General features: G+C 34.7%; 18 protein-coding genes. All 18 read left to right on the top strand.

Translation table 11 applies throughout. The features are described from left to right. Positions 1-28 precede the first annotated feature (28 nt). The 18 genes from SB658_RS20775 to SB658_RS20690 all read left to right on the top strand — a co-directional run bounded on the left by SB658_RS20775 (position 29) and on the right by SB658_RS20690 (position 17,120). Positions 29-853 (top strand): poly-gamma-glutamate hydrolase family protein, encoded by an 825-nt coding sequence (locus SB658_RS20775; RefSeq protein ID WP_144500584.1) that lies wholly within the window; start codon positions 29-31, stop codon positions 851-853. Beyond that, positions 850-2,610: a right-handed parallel beta-helix repeat-containing protein gene (locus SB658_RS20770; protein ID WP_144500585.1), complete on the top strand. Its 1,761-nt coding sequence runs from the start codon at positions 850-852 to the stop codon at positions 2,608-2,610. Before SB658_RS20775 ends, SB658_RS20770 begins: the two co-directional genes overlap by 4 nt. An 87-nt stretch (positions 2,611-2,697) precedes the next feature. Continuing rightward, on the top strand, positions 2,698-2,994 hold the full coding sequence (locus SB658_RS20765) for a hypothetical protein (protein WP_019712320.1): 297 nt from the start codon (positions 2,698-2,700) through the stop codon (positions 2,992-2,994). A gap of 62 nt (positions 2,995-3,056) precedes the next feature. Then, positions 3,057-3,437: a hypothetical protein gene (locus tag SB658_RS20760; RefSeq protein ID WP_144500586.1), complete on the top strand. Its 381-nt coding sequence runs from the start codon at positions 3,057-3,059 to the stop codon at positions 3,435-3,437. Between the two features lie 320 nt (positions 3,438-3,757). Beyond that, complete coding sequence (locus SB658_RS20755) at positions 3,758-4,129, top strand: hypothetical protein (RefSeq protein WP_144453831.1); 372 nt, start codon at positions 3,758-3,760, stop codon at positions 4,127-4,129. 21 nt (positions 4,130-4,150) lie between these two features. Then, positions 4,151-5,065: a hypothetical protein gene (locus SB658_RS20750; protein WP_144453833.1), complete on the top strand. Its 915-nt coding sequence runs from the start codon at positions 4,151-4,153 to the stop codon at positions 5,063-5,065. An 82-nt stretch (positions 5,066-5,147) separates the two neighbouring features. Beyond that, positions 5,148-6,119, top strand: a complete 972-nt coding sequence (locus SB658_RS20745; protein ID WP_004399537.1) for an ATP-binding protein — start codon at positions 5,148-5,150, stop codon at positions 6,117-6,119. A 42-nt stretch (positions 6,120-6,161) separates the two neighbouring features. Beyond that, positions 6,162-6,632, top strand: coding sequence for a hypothetical protein (locus SB658_RS20740; RefSeq protein WP_129137724.1), 471 nt, complete (start codon positions 6,162-6,164; stop codon positions 6,630-6,632). A gap of 14 nt (positions 6,633-6,646) precedes the next feature. Continuing rightward, complete coding sequence (locus tag SB658_RS20735; RefSeq protein ID WP_032721755.1) at positions 6,647-8,161, top strand: replicative DNA helicase; 1,515 nt, start codon at positions 6,647-6,649, stop codon at positions 8,159-8,161. Positions 8,162-8,176: 15 nt separating this feature from the next. Further along, on the top strand, positions 8,177-9,313 hold the full coding sequence (locus tag SB658_RS20730) for a hypothetical protein (protein WP_009967477.1): 1,137 nt from the start codon (positions 8,177-8,179) through the stop codon (positions 9,311-9,313). Beyond that, positions 9,313-11,043 carry a single-stranded-DNA-specific exonuclease RecJ gene (gene recJ, locus SB658_RS20725; protein ID WP_144500587.1) on the top strand — a complete coding sequence of 577 codons (1,731 nt, stop codon included), beginning with the start codon at positions 9,313-9,315 and terminating at the stop codon, positions 11,041-11,043. Before SB658_RS20730 ends, recJ begins: the two co-directional genes overlap by 1 nt. A gap of 12 nt (positions 11,044-11,055) precedes the next feature. Next, positions 11,056-14,985, top strand: coding sequence for a DNA polymerase III subunit alpha (locus SB658_RS20720; protein WP_144500588.1), 3,930 nt, complete (start codon positions 11,056-11,058; stop codon positions 14,983-14,985). A gap of 25 nt (positions 14,986-15,010) precedes the next feature. Continuing rightward, positions 15,011-15,727 (top strand): 3D domain-containing protein, encoded by a 717-nt coding sequence (locus tag SB658_RS20715; RefSeq protein WP_144500608.1) that lies wholly within the window; start codon positions 15,011-15,013, stop codon positions 15,725-15,727. A gap of 108 nt (positions 15,728-15,835) precedes the next feature. Continuing rightward, on the top strand, positions 15,836-15,994 hold the full coding sequence (locus SB658_RS20710) for a hypothetical protein (RefSeq protein ID WP_017697077.1): 159 nt from the start codon (positions 15,836-15,838) through the stop codon (positions 15,992-15,994). Between the two features lie 35 nt (positions 15,995-16,029). Continuing rightward, on the top strand, positions 16,030-16,227 hold the full coding sequence (locus SB658_RS20705) for a hypothetical protein (protein ID WP_041336515.1): 198 nt from the start codon (positions 16,030-16,032) through the stop codon (positions 16,225-16,227). 32 nt (positions 16,228-16,259) lie between these two features. Further along, positions 16,260-16,475: a YorP family protein gene (locus SB658_RS20700; RefSeq protein ID WP_019712328.1), complete on the top strand. Its 216-nt coding sequence runs from the start codon at positions 16,260-16,262 to the stop codon at positions 16,473-16,475. Then, positions 16,468-16,623 (top strand): tudor domain-containing protein, encoded by a 156-nt coding sequence (locus tag SB658_RS20695; RefSeq protein ID WP_144500589.1) that lies wholly within the window; start codon positions 16,468-16,470, stop codon positions 16,621-16,623. Before SB658_RS20700 ends, SB658_RS20695 begins: the two co-directional genes overlap by 8 nt. After that, the gene (locus tag SB658_RS20690) at positions 16,623-17,120 is read left to right on the top strand and encodes a deoxynucleoside kinase (protein ID WP_144500590.1); all 498 of its coding nucleotides are present in this window, start codon (positions 16,623-16,625) and stop codon (positions 17,118-17,120) included. The genes SB658_RS20695 and SB658_RS20690 overlap by 1 nt, the downstream gene beginning before the upstream one ends. Positions 17,121-17,123 lie beyond the last annotated feature (3 nt).

The raw sequence follows: 17,123 nt of genomic DNA, 5'->3' as shown, positions 1-17,123 counted from the left end.
TATAAAATTATATAAGGAGAGTTGTTAATTGTTGAAGTTCAAAAACAGAATAGAGGAAAAAGAGATTAAGGGGGCAGAGAAGGCTAGCTTTGGCGGGCCTGACCTTCTCTACCGCACACTTCGCAAGGTTACGAAGCTATATAAGTATATCACAGCCAAGAAGTCTTTTCCAATCCTAGTTACTTCATTGTTTGCGTTATGTAATCCCAGTTCAGTTCTAGCTGCAGATAAGTATAGTAATTTTGAAGAATTGAAAGCAAATGAGTCACCTTTGAGCTACAACATTTTAACTGCCAATGTTGATAGGAGAGTGCTTATTCTGGCACCCCATGGTGGAGGTATTGAAGGAGGGACTAGTGAGCTTGCAAGAGAATTAAGTAAGTCTTACTCTACCTATCTATTTGAAGGTTTAAGGATACCAGGAGCTTCTGAGTTGCATATTACAAGTACCAATTTTGATGAACCTCAAGCTTTAGATTTATTAAGTAAGCATGATTTTACAATCTCTATTCATGGGTATGCATCAAGTAAAAAACATACTTTAGTCGGTGGGACAGACAGAGTAAAAGCAGCAAAGATTACCTCATTACTTAACGATGCAGGCTTTACTGCAGAATTACTGCCTGAAGGCTCCCGATTAGCCGGTACAGATATACAGAACATTGCTAATAAAAATAGCACTGGAATGAGTATTCAACTTGAAATAAGTACTGAACAACGAAGAGAAATGTTTAATACTTTTACACTGGCTGGAAGGAATGGAACGCAGAATCAAGTTTTTTATGACTATATTGCTGTTCTCACTAAATTCATTAATGAAAATGTGTATTGTATGGCCGGTGTAGCACCATGACATTGTTGAATAATACCTTACGATACTTTGTTGACTTTGATCAGTGGGGAATAAATGCCTTTAACTCGAATCCAAATGAAACAACTAAAGGGTTTAATGAGGCTCTTTTATACGCATCAAAAAATAAATTCCCTATTGTGGAAATTCCAAAAGGCAATTTTATTATTGATTCAGTAAATACATTAAATCAACGCAATCCTGAAATAGGTGGGGGAATTAAAATCCCATCAAATATGGAGCTCCTTTTAGATCCAGAAGCAGTGTTTCAAGTTAACCCCAATGGGTATCAGGGCTATTCTTGTTTTTATATTGGGCTTGCAGAGAACGTAATAATTAGAGGAGGTCGTATTATAGGTGACCGATATCAACATGATTATTCTCTAATTGATACCGATAGAAAAACACATGAATGGGGATTTGGAATACATGTTCATGGGAGCAAAAATGTTTTGATTGAAAATGTAAAAATTTCAGATTGTATTGGAGACAACATTTGGATTGCAGCACACGGAATGATGAATTACCCAGGGATGGTTTATACGCCTTCCAAAAGTGTGACCGTAAGAAAATGCGAACTAAAAAGAGGGAGACGGAACAATTTAGCTACTAACGGTTGTGAAGGATTATTGGTTGAAGACTGTGATATAGAGGAAGCTGGAGGAGATACAATTGGCCCTCAACTAGGTATTGATTTAGAGGGCTACGGAGAAAACGGAAGAAAATATGATCATCCTTATGAGTTAACGATATCGGATTGCAGGTTTAGAAAAAATGGTCGTGGTTCGGTTACTGCTCATACAAGCGGTAAAGTTTCCATCAAAGATAACTACTGTGACAATGTTATTTCATATGGCTACAGTACAGATGTGAGTATTAAGGGTAACAAGATAATAAATGAAGGGGAATCTAAAGAGTATGGAATAGACTCTGTAGGCGTTTCGAGCACTGAGACTAGCAACAGAATTCAAATAACTGATAACAATATTCAAGGGTTTAAAATAGGCATGATGATTAGAGGAAAAGGCGTATCGGTTGATAATAATACCGTAAAGAACGCTTCAAATTGTGCGATAGCAACACATATGGCCGAAGATGTTTCCATTTCAAACAACAGAATACAGGACAGCGATTGTATTCAGATCCAGGTGAGGAATTCATCAGATATTAAAGTAAGCAATAATAAAGGGAAAGGGACAACCTCAACATATGCAATTAAAGTGATGGATTCGAATGACGTTAAATTCTTAAATAATACGTTCTCCAATCTTTACGGAGGTCTATATTGTGAGAGATCTCAGGCAGTCAGAATTAAGCTAAACGATTTCTTATTGAGTGGAAAAGGTTACGGGATATATTGGGATAAAGATTCAGAAGTCTTCCTAACAAGGAATGAGATATTTGAACCAAGAAATGTTGCAATTATGGGTGCAGCTGATATGTACAATATCAGAATAAGTGATAACCAGATATATAATTGCAAAGCAATTATTGCAATCCACTTAATAGGTGGTTCTGAGCATATGGTAAGGGGAAATGAAATTATGTTTAACAGAGATTCAGATCAAGGCTATGGGATATATTTAAACGGGACAAAAAAGGTTCGTTTAATTAGGAATGATGTTCAAGGTATTGGCACAAGAGTGCTTTCACATCCATATGCAACGTTTAATGCTTCCAGTACAACTTTAATTCATAATACATACGACAGCGGCACACCTAGATTAGCATTAGATGATACAGTAATCGATTATAAATAAAATATCTCAACAAGAACACTTGTTCCCTTTATGGGTTTTGGTATATAATTTAGTAGTACCAAAAATTTCAAAACAGGGGATGAGAGTATGAGTGAGCAGAAGCTTAGAATCGGAGAAATACGGTATGAGGTTTTCGATGATTATGATCCATTAACAGAGGAGTATTTGGGAAAGAACCTAGCAAATGCTTATTTTATTGCTCAAATTAAAAAGGAAAATGTAGTTCAAGTAGGGAATAGGAAAATTAATTACTCAAGCGATGTTAAAATTGGTTTTGATGCATTCGGGGAAGAAACAAAAGAGAAAATCAAAGAGCATCTTCTGGCTGCCTATAGTCTAATAGCAGAAGGGGCTAAAGACGATGGTCTAGTAGAATATTTATAAGGCAATGCTGGGCTAGTCTCTAAGATTAGCCTAGTTATCATACGAATAAAGGGGTTAACTGAATGTCAAACATCATTTCTAAAGAGCAAGATGAAGCAATTAAATACTTTAGAAACAAATTAAATTTATCAGACAAAGACTTATACATACCGTTGATTAATTTTGAACTACTTAGAGACAAGAACGAACAATATGCGAACATTCTTTATGAGCTGTATAAAAATGATCCCTATTTATTTATTAGAGCTTTAAAGGAAGGTTATGTGGTTAATCAGCCAATTGAATTTGATGAGGCCATTGTACGTTTCTTTAATGGTGAAGAACTAGCTGTTGTACATAAAACAACCGGCAAAAGGTTCAATGTAAATGTGAAAATGAAGCAGCTACCCGACGGATTTACATTGCAAACAATGGATGTATGGTTATGGAGTGAAATTGTTTAATTATTATAAATCCATGATATAATTCTCTTTAATCCTAAGGGAGAGAATTAAAATGGTAATGGTTTTGGGGGTTAAAAAGTGATTAATATTATTGGAGGATGAGCTAATATGGAAGTAAGAGTCGGAGGTTGATCAACTCTAGGAGCTACCATTGTGTGGCTCTTTGACACTAATACTAAATAAAATGATAATTTTATTCGAATTAGAAAGATCACAAATGAAATACAAAAATAAAAAATATAAAAGTTTATAAAACATGTAGACAAAGATAAAAAATATGTATATAATAAAATCAAGTTAAAGGGAAGGAGGCGAATTACTTGGAGGTACTTGGGATAACAGAGAAAGCATTAAACTATTACAGAGAAAACGTTAAAGACAACAAGACCATTACGCCTGATCAGGCACTGTTAAAGATGATAAGGAATGTCCTACTTGTCAAAGAAACTCATCCTGAGCGAGTGAAAAAACGTTTATTTTGCACAGAGTACGCTTACGGAAATATGATAATCAAAGTTAACAGAAAAAAGCAGGTATTTGAAATTGTAAATAAATCAGGATGCTTATCTGACCAAAATGATTGGAAGTTCCCAAAAAGAAGGTACATAGAACTTAGTAAAGAACTTGGAATCAAAGACTGCAAGTTTAGCAAAATTACATATTCAAAGAAAAATCACAATAGACAAAAATAAAAATAGAGGATGATTAAAAATATGACAGAAAACAAAACGGTATTACGTGAAGCATCAAACGTTGTAACACTTGAAGGAACTCTGGCAGAAGTAAGACACACTGAGTGGAAAAATGGAAATGGACTAAATATTGAATTAGATATTGAGGTTGCACCTAACGAAGTGCATACAGTTAAAGGCTTTTCAAAATATAAGAAAGCTGATGGTACAGATAATGCTATTGCCAAAGGGTATCAAACTATCATAAGTGATTATAAGTCCATCGCAGAACATGGAAGAGATCAAGCTGATAAAGTGAGAATCACTCAAGGTAAGATTGGATTAAATGAATATTACTCTCAAGGAGCATTAAAGGCGTACCCACAGCTAACCACCAACTTTGTAAACAGACTGGATGCTAATGAAGAATTTAATCCTAAAGCTGAATTTGATGTTGAACTGTTTGTTAAAAATGTAACTGAAGAAAAAGTAAAAGGAGAAGAAACAGGAAGAGTTAATTTAAATGGTTATATCCCTTTGTATGGCGGGAAAGTCATTCCTTTTACATTTGTAGTGACTAAGGAAGGTTCTCAATATGTTGAAAACAATTATGAAAAAGGATCTACGGTTAATGTCTTCGGAAAGATTATTAATTATAAAGAACAAAAAGTAACAACCAAAACTGCTGCATTTGGAGAAGACAAAAAAGAAATCACCTCCATTACAAAAAGAGAGTATCTAGTTACAGGTGGGAACGATCCTTATGATGAAGATAGTAAAAATGCTTTTAATCCAGAAGTAATTAAAAAAGCATTGACTGAAAGAGAGACTTATCTAGAAGGACTTAAGAACGAAAGCAGCAATGAAAACAATAAAAAGTCTGGCTTTGGTGGAAGTGCTCCTAATAACAAGCCTTCAAAGCCGGTTGAAATTTCAGATGATGATCTCCCTTTCTAAAATAAAATAGATCATTAATCTAATACATAACTAGGGTGAGCTCCGACTCACCCAACAAATTCAAAATAAAAGGAGAACTATAATGGCAATCGATATTTTCAACCCACAAGTTTCTGTAGTAGCAAAAGGATTAGAAGGAAAAGTTATCACAATCTACGGTTCTAACAACTTAGGTAAAACTAAGCAAAGCACTCGTATGAAGAAACCATTATATCTGCCATTCGAAAAAGGATTAAATGCCATTGCCGGTGTCCAATTCATGCCTATCAATAGTTGGGCTGATTTTAAAAAGGTAAACAAACAGTTAACTAAAAATGCTGAAAAAGCCAAAGAAATGTATCAGACAATCATTGTTGATGAAGTAGACGCTTTTGCTAAATATGCGACTAGATATGTATGCGAGCAATATGATGTAGAACGGATTAAAGATGGTAATGATGGGTTTGGCCTTTGGAAAGAGTATGAAACTGAAGTATGGGAAGAAATCAATAAATTAATTGGCGTAGGATTTACGGTTATCTTTATTGCTCATGCTGCTGAAGACAAAAAAGGCAAAGTATATCCGAAGGGGGATAAACGAGTTTTAGCTCCAGTAATTGATAACAGCGATATTGTTCTCTATCTAAGTTCTAATGGTGTTGATGAAGATAGAAAAGTAATCAAATCAAGTGCTTGGTTAGCTGAAACTGAAGAGCATTTTGCTCGTAGCCGATTTGATTACATTGACACGTACCTTCCTGAATTTACTGCAGAAAACTTAGAAAAAGCAATTATTGAGGCAGTCGAAAGACAGGAGCAAGCAGAAGGAATTGTTGCTGTTACATACGAAGAGCAAAAACAAAACAACGCTTCAGAAGAACTTGATTTCAACTCATTAATGGATCAAATTAAAGAAATTGGCATGAAGCTTAATGAAGAAGGCCGTTTAGAAGAAGTTAATGAGATTACAGAGAAACATTTAGGTAAGGGTGTAAAAGTTACTGAGTGCAGCCGTAAGCAAGTAGGTGTCATGTCTGTAATTCTAGATGATCTAAAAGACCTTCTAGCAGAATAAAAGAGGAGGGATTATTCTCTCCTCCTTATTAGGAGTGATTATTTGGGGAGACAAGTTAAATGTCCTTATTGCGAGACCAAGTTAGACAAAGATTCAGCAATTCCCTATAAAAAAAGATATTACCATGAAAAGTGTTTTAATACCTGGAAGCAAGAATCAGATCACAGAAAAGAGTTAATTCAATACATATGCAATTTATATGGTCTTACATCTCCAACTGGCATGATGTTGAAACAAATTAAAGAGTTTCAAGAGGAATATGGGTATAAGCTTAAAGGCATTGAACTAGCGCTTAGGTACTTTTATGAAACTTTGGATAATCAACCCAGAGAAGGTGATGGCATTGGAATCGTTCCATTTGTTTATGATGAAGCAAAGCGGCATTACATTAGACAAAAAGCCATCCGAAAATCAGCTGAAGATCCAAAGAATCATAAAAGAGAAGAAATTACGTTAGTCATAAAAAAAGGAATGAGAAAGAAAAGAGGGCTAGTTGATATCTCAACGCTATAGGAAGGAGAGTCCATTTGCTACAAGACAAACAGGCAATAATTCAAGTTTTAGGGAGCATTTTAAAAGATCCCACAATCTTGTCAGAGAGCAATAAATATAAGATAACTTCGGATGATTTTCCTTCAAGGTTTCATTCAATATTGTTTTTTGCTATGAGCAATCTATTTCATCAAGGAACTGAAGTATTGAATGAGGTTGAAATAGATGGATATCTAAAGGATTACGATATTCAGTATAAAATTTTCCATGATAATAACGGTCTTGAATATATAGAAAGAATTCAAGAGTTGGCAGTTGTCGAAAACTTTGATTACCACTATAAAAGATTAAAAAAGTTTAGTCTGCTTAGAGAAATGGATGGATTGGGATTCGATATTAAGGAAATATATGATGAATCTCTGATTGACCCAAAAGAACAGGAAAAGATGCAAGAACAGTTTGATAAGAAGTCGATTGATGAGATTTTAGCAGCTTATGAAATGAAGATTGTAGACATAAAAGAAAAATTCAGAACTTCATCTGAAAGTGTAGGAATCCAGGGGGGAGAAGGTATTAATGAATTATTGGATTCATTCGAAGAATCCCCGGATATTGGAGTTCCATTAAATAGCGAAATGCTCACCTCAATTTTTCGTGGATCACGGAAGAAAAAGTTCTATCTGCGCTCAAGTATTACAGGTGGCGGTAAAACAAGAAACATGGTCGCTGACGCTTGTCGCTTAAGTGCAACCGAACTTTATGATCCTAAAAAGAAGGAATGGGTATCAAATCCATGGAGTGAAAGTTCTACGGTTATTTCAACAGAAATGATGGCCGAAGAATTGCAAAGCTTAGCACTTGCCTACATTAGTGGTGTAGAAGAGAAAAAAATCCTTAGAAACACAATCAATGAACAAGAAAAACAACTTGTGCGTAAGGCTGCTAAGGTTCTTCAAGAGTCTAACATATGGTTCGAACATCTGCCTGATTTTAATATTCAGGAGATTGAAAGAACAATTGAAAAGAACGTCATTAAAAACAATGTAGAGTACGTTTATTTCGATTATATTCACTCATCAGTAACCATTTTTTCAGAGATGAGCAAAAAAAGTGGTGTCAACTTGAGGGAAGACCAAATTCTTTTACTTATGTCGGATAAGTTAAAAGGCTTATGTAACAAATACGATGTCTATATGATGAGTGCAACTCAGCTGAATGGTGATTGGAAAGAAGCATGGTTAAAAGGACAAGTAATAGATGCTTCTTACTTGAGAGGAAGTAAGGCCATCGCAGATAAAACAGATGCTGCAATGATAATTCTTCCTTTAAGTAAAAAAGAGAAGGATGCAATTGATCCAATTTTAAAAGAAGGATTTTATCCAGAGCCAAATTTTGTTACACATGTATTTAAAAATAGGGGAAATGAGTATGACAAAGTTAAAGTCTTCTCCCATATCAATATGGGCAACATGCGGATAAAGGACTGTTTCACAACAAATCTTGACAATGAACTAATCACAGTTGAGAAATTGAATATAAAAGCAGGATGAGGGGTGTAGCGCCCTTTGAAGTATGATAAAGACAGAGTAAAAGAAAGCCTAACCATTGAGGATATACATAAGATTTTAAAAGATTTAGGTAGCGAGAACAATCTGTGGGATCAACAAGGAAATCCAATTTACAGAACCGTTTGTCACAATGCTTCTGGTGGGAGCTATAAGCTGTATTACTATCATGAAGCAAAACAGTTTCACTGTTATACAGAGTGTGGGGATAATTTTGATGTATTCGAACTTGTTATAAGAGCAAAAAGTCAAAAAGGAATTAATATCTCTTTTAATCAGGCTATCGAATATGTTGCCAAAATAGCAGGAAGAACATTTGGATTTGGGAATAGAGAGACATACATAAACAATGATTTGATTGATGACTGGGAATGGATGGGGAAGTTCAAAAAGAAGAAAAAAATACATATTGAGCTCCCCAGCTTTAATGAAACGGTTCTAGATGTATTTGTGCCTTACCCTCACCAATTGTGGCTAGGTGAGGGAATAAGTCACAAGACATTAAAAGAGTTTGAGATTGGGTATTATTTTAGACCTCATACAGAAGGGATTACCATTCCTCATCGAGATTTAAATAATAGGTTGATTGGTATACGTAGGCGCTCAATGATTAAAGAAGAAGTTGATGCAGGCTATAAATATATGCCTTTAAAAGTAGGCAATATCTTATATAACCATCAAACAATGATGAATCTATATGGATTACATAAAACAAAAAATTCGATAGAAAGGTTCAAGAAAGTATTGATTTTCGAATCAGAAAAATCAGTATTAAAATGCCAAGACTTTTACGGTGAATCAAACTTCACCTGTGCTGTTTGTTCAAGTAATATTTCTAATTTTCACCGTGACATTTTATTGTCTCTTGGTGTTGAAGAAGTTTTTATTGCTCTTGATAAATATCGACCACCAAAAGAACATGAAACAGAGGAGAAATATCAAGAAAAACTGGTTGAATATCAGAAGAAAATTCTAAAGCTCGCAGCAAAATTTACTCCTTATGTTCGTGTATATGTTTTGTGGGATTATGAAGGCTTACTGGATTATAAGGACAGCCCAGCGGACAAGGGAAAGGAAACTCTAGAGGAGCTAATGAGAAGGAAAATTGAGATTGGCACAGATGAAGGGGGAATTTAATGGAGTATAGACTAATTGGCGACAATGATTATAATTTCGATCCTTTAGCTACTATCTTAAAAAATAGAGGCATAGAAGATCCAAAGTTGTTTGTTAATGTTGATCGCAGTTCAGTTATTCATTATTCAAAGCTTAATAATATTGATAAAGCTGCAGATTGTCTTATCAAGCATTTAAATAATAAAAATAAATTGTTTGTTCAGGTAGACAGTGATGTTGATGGATACACATCCAGCTCAATCATTATAAATTACATAAAAAAGATTTGTCCGAAAGCTAATATACATTACAGAATTCAAGATGGGAAAGAGCATGGGATTTTTATTGATACAATTCCTAATGATGTTGACTTAGTCATAATCCCAGATGCAGGTTCAAGTCAATTTGAGGAACATGAGGCTCTCAATAAGAGAGGCACAGAAATAATTGTTATTGATCACCATGAATGTGAACGAGTGTCTGAACACGCGATCGTAGTAAATAATCAGCTTTCGCCTAATTATTCGAATAAAACTCTGACAGGTGCAGGAATGGCCTATAAATTTTGCCAGGCAGTTGATGAAAAACTAAATAAAAATGAAGCCGAACAATTCTTAGACCTTGTATCAATTGGTAACATTGCTGATTCGGCTGATTCAAGAAACCTTGAAACCAGGTATTTTATGAATGAAGGCTTGAAGAAAATTAAGCATCCATTATTAAAGAAGCTGTTTAAGAAGCAAGAGTTTTCAACCAAGGGTGACAAGAACATACAGAATACACAATTCTTTATTAACCCTTTAATTAACGCTGCCATTAGGGTTGGAAGCAGTGAAGAAAAAAATCAAATGATGAGAGCATTCCTCCTTTCTAAAGAAAAGGTACCCTATAAAAAACGTGGGCAAAATGAAACTGATCTTGTGTCAATACATGATGACACAGTTAGGATTCTAGGAAATCTAAAAGCAAAGCAGAAACGGATTGCAGATGCAGCTGGAGTGGAAATTAAAAATAGAATAGAGGAGAAAAGTTTAACAGCGAATAAAGTACTGATTGTTTACGTTGAAGGAATTCTAGATAAAAGCCTAACTGGACTGGTGGCCAATCAGCTTGCAGAAGAATATAAAAAGCCGGTCTTGTTAGCCAGAAACGATCCCGAAAAAGGTAAAGATATTTTGAGTGGCTCTATACGAGGATATGATAAAGGGTTTATTAAGGATTTTAAGAAAGAGCTTATAGATACTGGATTATTTGAGTTTGTTGAAGGTCACCCAAATGCAGCTGGCTTTGCAATTAAACGACAGAACTTAATCCTGGTGAACAAAGTGCTGAATGAAAAATTTAAAGACATAGATATCGAAGAAGGTATTCAGAATGTTGATTTTGAGATCCCAGCAAAACGATTGAGAAAAGAATTTATCCTTCAACTTGATGGTTACAAAGACTATTGGGGTTACAAAGTTGAAGAACCCTTAATAGCTATAACGGATCTTGAAATTGATGTCGAACAAATTGAGCATTTAGGGAAAAAGAATAAGACAACTGTTAAATTTAAGCATGACGATATTGAATACATAAGATTTAAAAGTGATGAGAATTACTTTAATCAGCTTACAGAAACAAATGGAACATTAATCATTAATGTAATTGGTAAAGCAAAGGCGAATGAATACAAAGGCAAGAAAACACCTCAAATCGAGATTTATGAATTGGAGGTGGTTCGCACAAAACAAAAAGAACTTGTGTTTTAAGGGGGAAGAAAGTTGATAGGATGTCACTGCCACACAGATAGGAGTAACATAAGGCTTCTAGACTCAACAAACTCAGTTAAAGAACTGCTCAAAACTGCAGTAAAGATGGAATATAAGGGATTGGCCATAACAGACCATGAAGTCCTCTCAGCACATTTAGATGCTATTCGAACAGTTAGAGAAATGAAAAAGAAGGGGGATATGCCAGAAGATTTTAAACTGATATTAGGCAATGAAGCGTACCTAGTCGATTCTTTAGAGGAAGTTCGAGATAACTATAAATCGGGAGTGACAAAATTTCCGCATTTCTTGATGTTGGCAATTGATCCAAAAGGACATGAGCAGTTAAGAATACTGTCTTCTCAAGCCTGGGAAAACTCATTTTATACAGGAACAATGGAAAGAGTGCCGACAGTAAAAAAGGATGTAGAGGAGCTATTAAGTAAAGATCCAGGCCACATCATTGCTACCACAGCTTGCTTGGGGTCTGAGGTAAACATTCACCTGTTAAAGATAAAGGCTTTTGAAGAAACTGGTGATTCTCAGTCAATTAAGCAGCACAAACTAAAGATTCATGAGTTTATAACTTGGTGTATAGAGGTTTTTGGGAAGGATAAGTTTTTTATCGAGCTTCAACCTGCATTGAGTGAAGAACAGATTTACTGTAACAAGAAGCTGATAGATATAGCCAACGGGTATGACTTGCAAATGATTGTTACCACAGATGCTCACTATCTAAGACCAGAAGATAGAGCAATTCATCAAGCCTTTTTAAACGCTAAGGATGGAGAAAGAGAAGTTGATTCCTTTTATGAAGCCTGTTTCGTTCAAAACGTTGATGAAATTCATGAGAGAATGGACTACATTGATAAAGAAGTCATTGATCAGGCAATAAAAAATACATTGCTTATTGGAGAAATGATTGAAGACTATACTATAGAGCACGAACCAATTATCCCTAAGATGGAGCTCCCAAACTTTAAATTAAGACATTTATTTAAACCAGCATATGATCAATATGAATATATAAAAAAGATGTCTGAATCAGCAGATGAACAAGATAGATATCTTCTTAAGTTAATTGAAGACGGATTTGAAGAGAAATTAAAGACAAGCGAACTAACGAGTGAAGCTTTTCATAAAATATTGAACAGGATTAATGTTGAGCTGGGTGAACTTTGGGAAATCAGCCAAAAGCTGAACCAGTCTATGCCTTCTTATTACATAACAGTCAGAGAAATCATTAATATTATTTGGGATGATGAGTGTGGAGGAGATAGTTTAGTTGGGGCAGCCAGGGGTAGTGCTGCAGGTTACTTAGTTAATTATCTACTCGACAACACTCAAATTAATCCAATGCAATATGATTTACCACATTGGAGACATATACATAAATCGAGACCCGACCTTCCAGATATCGATATTGATACTGAAGGATCAAAAAGACAAAAAATTCTAAAGGCACTTAGAGAAAGGTTTGGAGACAAACGTGTTCTTCAAATTGCTACTTTTGGAACTGAGGGTTCAAAATCAGCACTTCAGACAGCATGTAGAGGCTTAGGAATCGATAATGATATATCCCAGTATTTAAGTGGTATGATTCCATTTGAAAGAGGATCTAACTGGCCTTTAACGCATTGTTTTTATGGTGACAAAGAAACTGACAGGAAGCCGATTAAAGAGTTTATTAGGGAGGTTGAACAATACCCTAATCTTAAAGAAACAGCTCTAAAAATTGAAGGATTAACTAATAAGCGGTCTTCTCATGCAGCCGGGGTAATTATTTTTAATGATGAATATACAAAGTCAAATGCAATGATGAAAACTCCCAAAGGAGCTTATATTACACAGTTTAATATGGGTGACAGTGAAGCCATGGGCTCAGTAAAGTTTGATCTTCTTACGATCGAGGCTTTAGATAAGATTCGAGTAACCTTAGACCAATTAATTGAGAATAAAGAAATTGAATGGCAAGGAAGCTTAAAGGAAACATACAACAAATACATCCATCCAGACGTAATTGAGTACGAAGATCAACAACTATGGGAAATGGCTGGTAATGGGGAGATCATGGATTTGTTCCAGTTCTCAACTGAAGTCGGTCATCAATCAGTTGTCAAAGTAAAACCTAAGAACTTACTTGAAGCAGCAGTAACCAATTCTTTAATGAGGCTTATGTCAGACAGTGAAGAACAGCCTGTAGATACATATGTTAAATACAAAAATGATCTAGATAAATGGTATGAAGAAATGAGGCAGCACGGCCTAAACGAAAAGGAAATCAATGTAATGGAGAGGCACCTTAAGGATATTTATGGTGTTGCTGATACTCAAGAAGTGGTTATGCAGATGGTTATGGATAAAGATATAGCTAACTTTGACATTAAAGAATCTAACTATCTTAGGAAATCCATAGCAAAAAAGAAAGAAGATGTACTAAAAGATGTAAAAGAATTGTTTTTCAAAAAAGGAAAGGAGATTGGCAGTTCAGATAACCTTTTGAATTATGTCTGGAATGTTCAATTTAAAAGACAGTTTGGCTACAGTTTCAGTTTACTTCATACTTTAGCGTATTCAATTATTGCGTTACAGGAATTGAACTTAAACTACCGATATAACTCTTTATACTGGAATACTGCCTGTTTAACGGTAAACAGTGGGGGAGTTGAAACCGAAGAAGAAATAGGAGATGAAGATGAAAACAAGAAGACTCAGAAAACAGATTATGGAAAAGTTGCCTCAGCTATAGGAAGCATACGCCATCGAGATATTAAGGTTGATTTACCGGATGTTAATAAAGCTGGCTTTGGTTTTAAGGCAGATATTCAAAACAATTCAATTATCTTTGGAATGAAAGGTATGAATGGAATTGGTGATGAAATAGTTCATCGAATAATTTCAAATAGACCATACGAGTCTTTTGAAGAATTCCTTGATAAATTATTCTATACAGGAAAAATAAAAAAAGGCCAAGTAATACAATTGATTAAAGGGGGCTGCTTTGATACCTTTGATGATCGAAAAGAAATCATGAAAAAGTACATTACAATAATTACCGAACCTAAAAAGAAATTAACCATGGCAAATATAAGTATGATGCTAGAAAACGATTTGATTCCTGAACAATTTGCCTTAGAAATTAGGTACTTTAAATTTAAAGAATATATTTCAAAGAAAGTCTTTAAAACAATCGAATCACCTAATGATAAACTTTATTTGTTAGATGATGCAGCGTCTGAGTTCTTTAATCAAAACTTTGATGAAAATTGTGTTGTTGATTTTCACAATGAACATCTCTTAATCTCAGAGAATGTATTTAAAAAAGAATATGACAAAAAGATGATTGCATTAAAAAAATGGCTGGGAACTGATGAGGCTCTAAATCTTTTAAATCGAAGACTACTCAATAATGAGTGGATTAAATATGCTAGGGGTACATATGGTAAGTGGGAAATGGATTCATTGAGTTATTATTATAACGATCATGAGCTTTCTGGTGTCAACTTTGCTAAGTATGACATTGCTGATTTTTATGAGTTGCCAGAAGATCCGGTTAAAGGTAAGCCTTATCAATGGAGAGGGAAAACTCTATATGAATACGAGACCACACGGATTATAGGGACTGTTTTAGATAGGGATAAAAACAAACATACAATTACTCTTCTAACACCTACAGGGGTGGTTACAGTTAAACAGTGGTCGGGTAGCTTTAGTCATTACAATAAACAGATTTCTAGATCCATTGGTGGCGGAAAGAAAGAGGTAGTCGAGAAATCTTGGTATACCAGAGGAACATTGCTCATGTTTACTGGTTTCAGAAGAGGTAACAATTTTATTCCGAAGGTCTATAAAGATAGCATATATAATCACACTGTCTGCAGAATAGACAATGTTGATAATGAAGGAAATATGAGTTTGACAACTAAAAGGGCAGAAATATAAATCTTAACTGATAGGAGAGATGAAAATTTTCAAAAAACTTATAGACAAACATAAAAAATATGTATATTATAGAATTAACAAAATGACACTTTTTGCTACAATTGGTTTGTTAGGAGTAGGGCTCGTTTATAGCGCTAAAAACTTGTATACACATCAAGACAATCAAGTCTCAATAAAAGAGTCATTTTATTTAAATAAGAAAGAGGTGAGACAAAAACTTATTCATGAAATTGACGTTCCAAGAATCCTTCCCAGGCTAAAGAGTCAGGAAGAAAAGCAAGCTGAAAGTAGAAAAAAGTATCTTAATACGACGATTACATATCTAACAGAAGAAAATAAAAAAGCAGCAAAACATACAAAGACAAAAAAAGTGCAAAAAACCAATAAAAAGAGAAGTGAAGATAAACCAGCTTCAAAAAGTACTAATGTAAATGCAGTGAAGAGTCATGAAGTGATTGCCACTGCTTACACAGCGTTTTGTTCTACAGGGTGCACAGGGAAAACAAAAACCGGCTATGATGTATCAAACACATCCTATTACAATGGAAAAAGAATAATCGCTGTTGATCCAGAAATAATTCCTTTGTATTCATTAGTGCAAGTTTCATATGAAGGGAATAGCTTTCAAGCATATGCAATAGATACAGGAGGAGATATTAAAAACAATCGTATAGATATTCTGATGGACAGTGAGCAAGAAGCAAATGCATTTGGTCGTAAAAATGTTAGAGTAAGCTGGTAAATCGATCCAAATAACAGAAAGGTATAAACATTTCAACAATTCGTTCGATGCAATACATAACATGAAATTTATCCCAAGGAAAACTATTACATAGAGAGAGTGAAGAGGATGTTCATTTTAGATAAAGAGGCCAAGGTCAAATCAACTGGGGAGTGCGGGGTTATTGAAGCCATTTACCCTGAAACAAAGACAGTGGAACTTTGTTATTATGATGGAACTTATGATGAAAGGAGTTTTGATGATGTTGTTATGGCATCAAGTAGTTAAAATTCAAGACAAAAATAAAAAATAGGGTGAGATAATTGAAGTGTATTCAAATTGAAATGTCATTCACAGACGAATATGGACAGGTAACCAAATTAAATAAGACTTATAAACCGTCGATTATTGAAGAACATAAAGGGGAAATCCCTGGATTGTTGTTAGATGATTTTAAGAGGTTCTTGTCGTCCCTTGGGTTTAATGAAAAACAGGTTTCTAGAATAGTAACAGAAGATTAAGAGGTTTTTTATTGAGGGGAGGTGGTATTAAATTGCCTAAATACTGGAGTTATCCTGTTGGACTAGCTGTAGAAATTAACAATAATGCACGATACGGATGCCCACATCATGTGGGGAGAAAAGGAAAGATTATCGAGCATTTACATTCAGCTACATATGACTATGCAGTTAGCGATGAAACAGGTGACATTACTTACTTTAAAGAACATGAATTAACGCCACTAAAGGGAGGATTAACTTATGTTTAGAGAAGGTCAAAAGGTAATTGTGGATTTTACAGATGAGATCGGGGCTGTTGCGAAAGTTGATTATCGATACAACCAGGTAGAAGTAAAGTACCCTGATGGCACTTACCAGGTTGTTGGATTTCATAAAATAAGAAAGGTGGAGGATTAATGACATTAATTATCTTGGAGGGGCCTGATTGTTGTTTTAAATCCACAGTTGCTGCGAAGCTAAGCAAAGAACTGAAGTATCCAATTATTAAAGGTTCAAGCTTTGAGTTGGCCACAAGCGGGAATGAGAGATTATTTGAGCACTTCAACAAATTAGCTGACGAAGACAACGTGATTATTGACAGGTTTGTTTATTCTAACTTGGTATATGCAAAGAAATTTAAAGATTACTCGATCCTTACAGAGCAACAGCTTCGATTTATTGAAGATAAAATTAAAGCAAAGGCGAAGGTAGTGTACTTACATGCTGATCAAAGCATTATTAAGGAACGGTTAAACGTACGGGGAGATGAGTATATAGAAGGAAAAGACATTGATTCAATTTTAGAGTTGTATAGAGAAGTTATGAGCAATGCGGGATTACATACATATTCATGGGATACTGGACAATGGTCAAGTGACGAAATTGCTAAAGACATAATCTTTTTAGTGGAATAGGGG

This window comes from Bacillus sp. SIMBA_008 (assembly GCF_046535495.1).
GTDB lineage: Bacteria > Bacillota > Bacilli > Bacillales > Bacillaceae > Bacillus > Bacillus subtilis.
Note: the sequence above shows the minus strand (reverse complement) of the source record. Positions and strands in the feature narration are given on the sequence as shown.

Excerpts from the sequence above, each read along its gene's own strand:
- SB658_RS20770 (WP_144500585.1), top strand. The coding sequence starts at position 850 with ATGACATTGTTGAATAATACCTTACGATACTTTGTTGACTTTGATCAG.
- SB658_RS20765 (WP_019712320.1), top strand. The coding sequence starts at position 2,698 with ATGAGTGAGCAGAAGCTTAGAATCGGAGAAATACGGTATGAGGTTTTC.
- SB658_RS20760 (WP_144500586.1), top strand. The coding sequence starts at position 3,057 with ATGTCAAACATCATTTCTAAAGAGCAAGATGAAGCAATTAAATACTTT.
- SB658_RS20750 (WP_144453833.1), top strand. The coding sequence starts at position 4,151 with ATGACAGAAAACAAAACGGTATTACGTGAAGCATCAAACGTTGTAACA.
- SB658_RS20745 (WP_004399537.1), top strand. The coding sequence starts at position 5,148 with ATGGCAATCGATATTTTCAACCCACAAGTTTCTGTAGTAGCAAAAGGA.
- recJ (WP_144500587.1), top strand. The coding sequence starts at position 9,313 with ATGGAGTATAGACTAATTGGCGACAATGATTATAATTTCGATCCTTTA.
- SB658_RS20710 (WP_017697077.1), top strand. The coding sequence starts at position 15,836 with ATGTTCATTTTAGATAAAGAGGCCAAGGTCAAATCAACTGGGGAGTGC.
- SB658_RS20695 (WP_144500589.1), top strand. The coding sequence starts at position 16,468 with ATGTTTAGAGAAGGTCAAAAGGTAATTGTGGATTTTACAGATGAGATC.
- SB658_RS20690 (WP_144500590.1), top strand. The coding sequence starts at position 16,623 with ATGACATTAATTATCTTGGAGGGGCCTGATTGTTGTTTTAAATCCACA.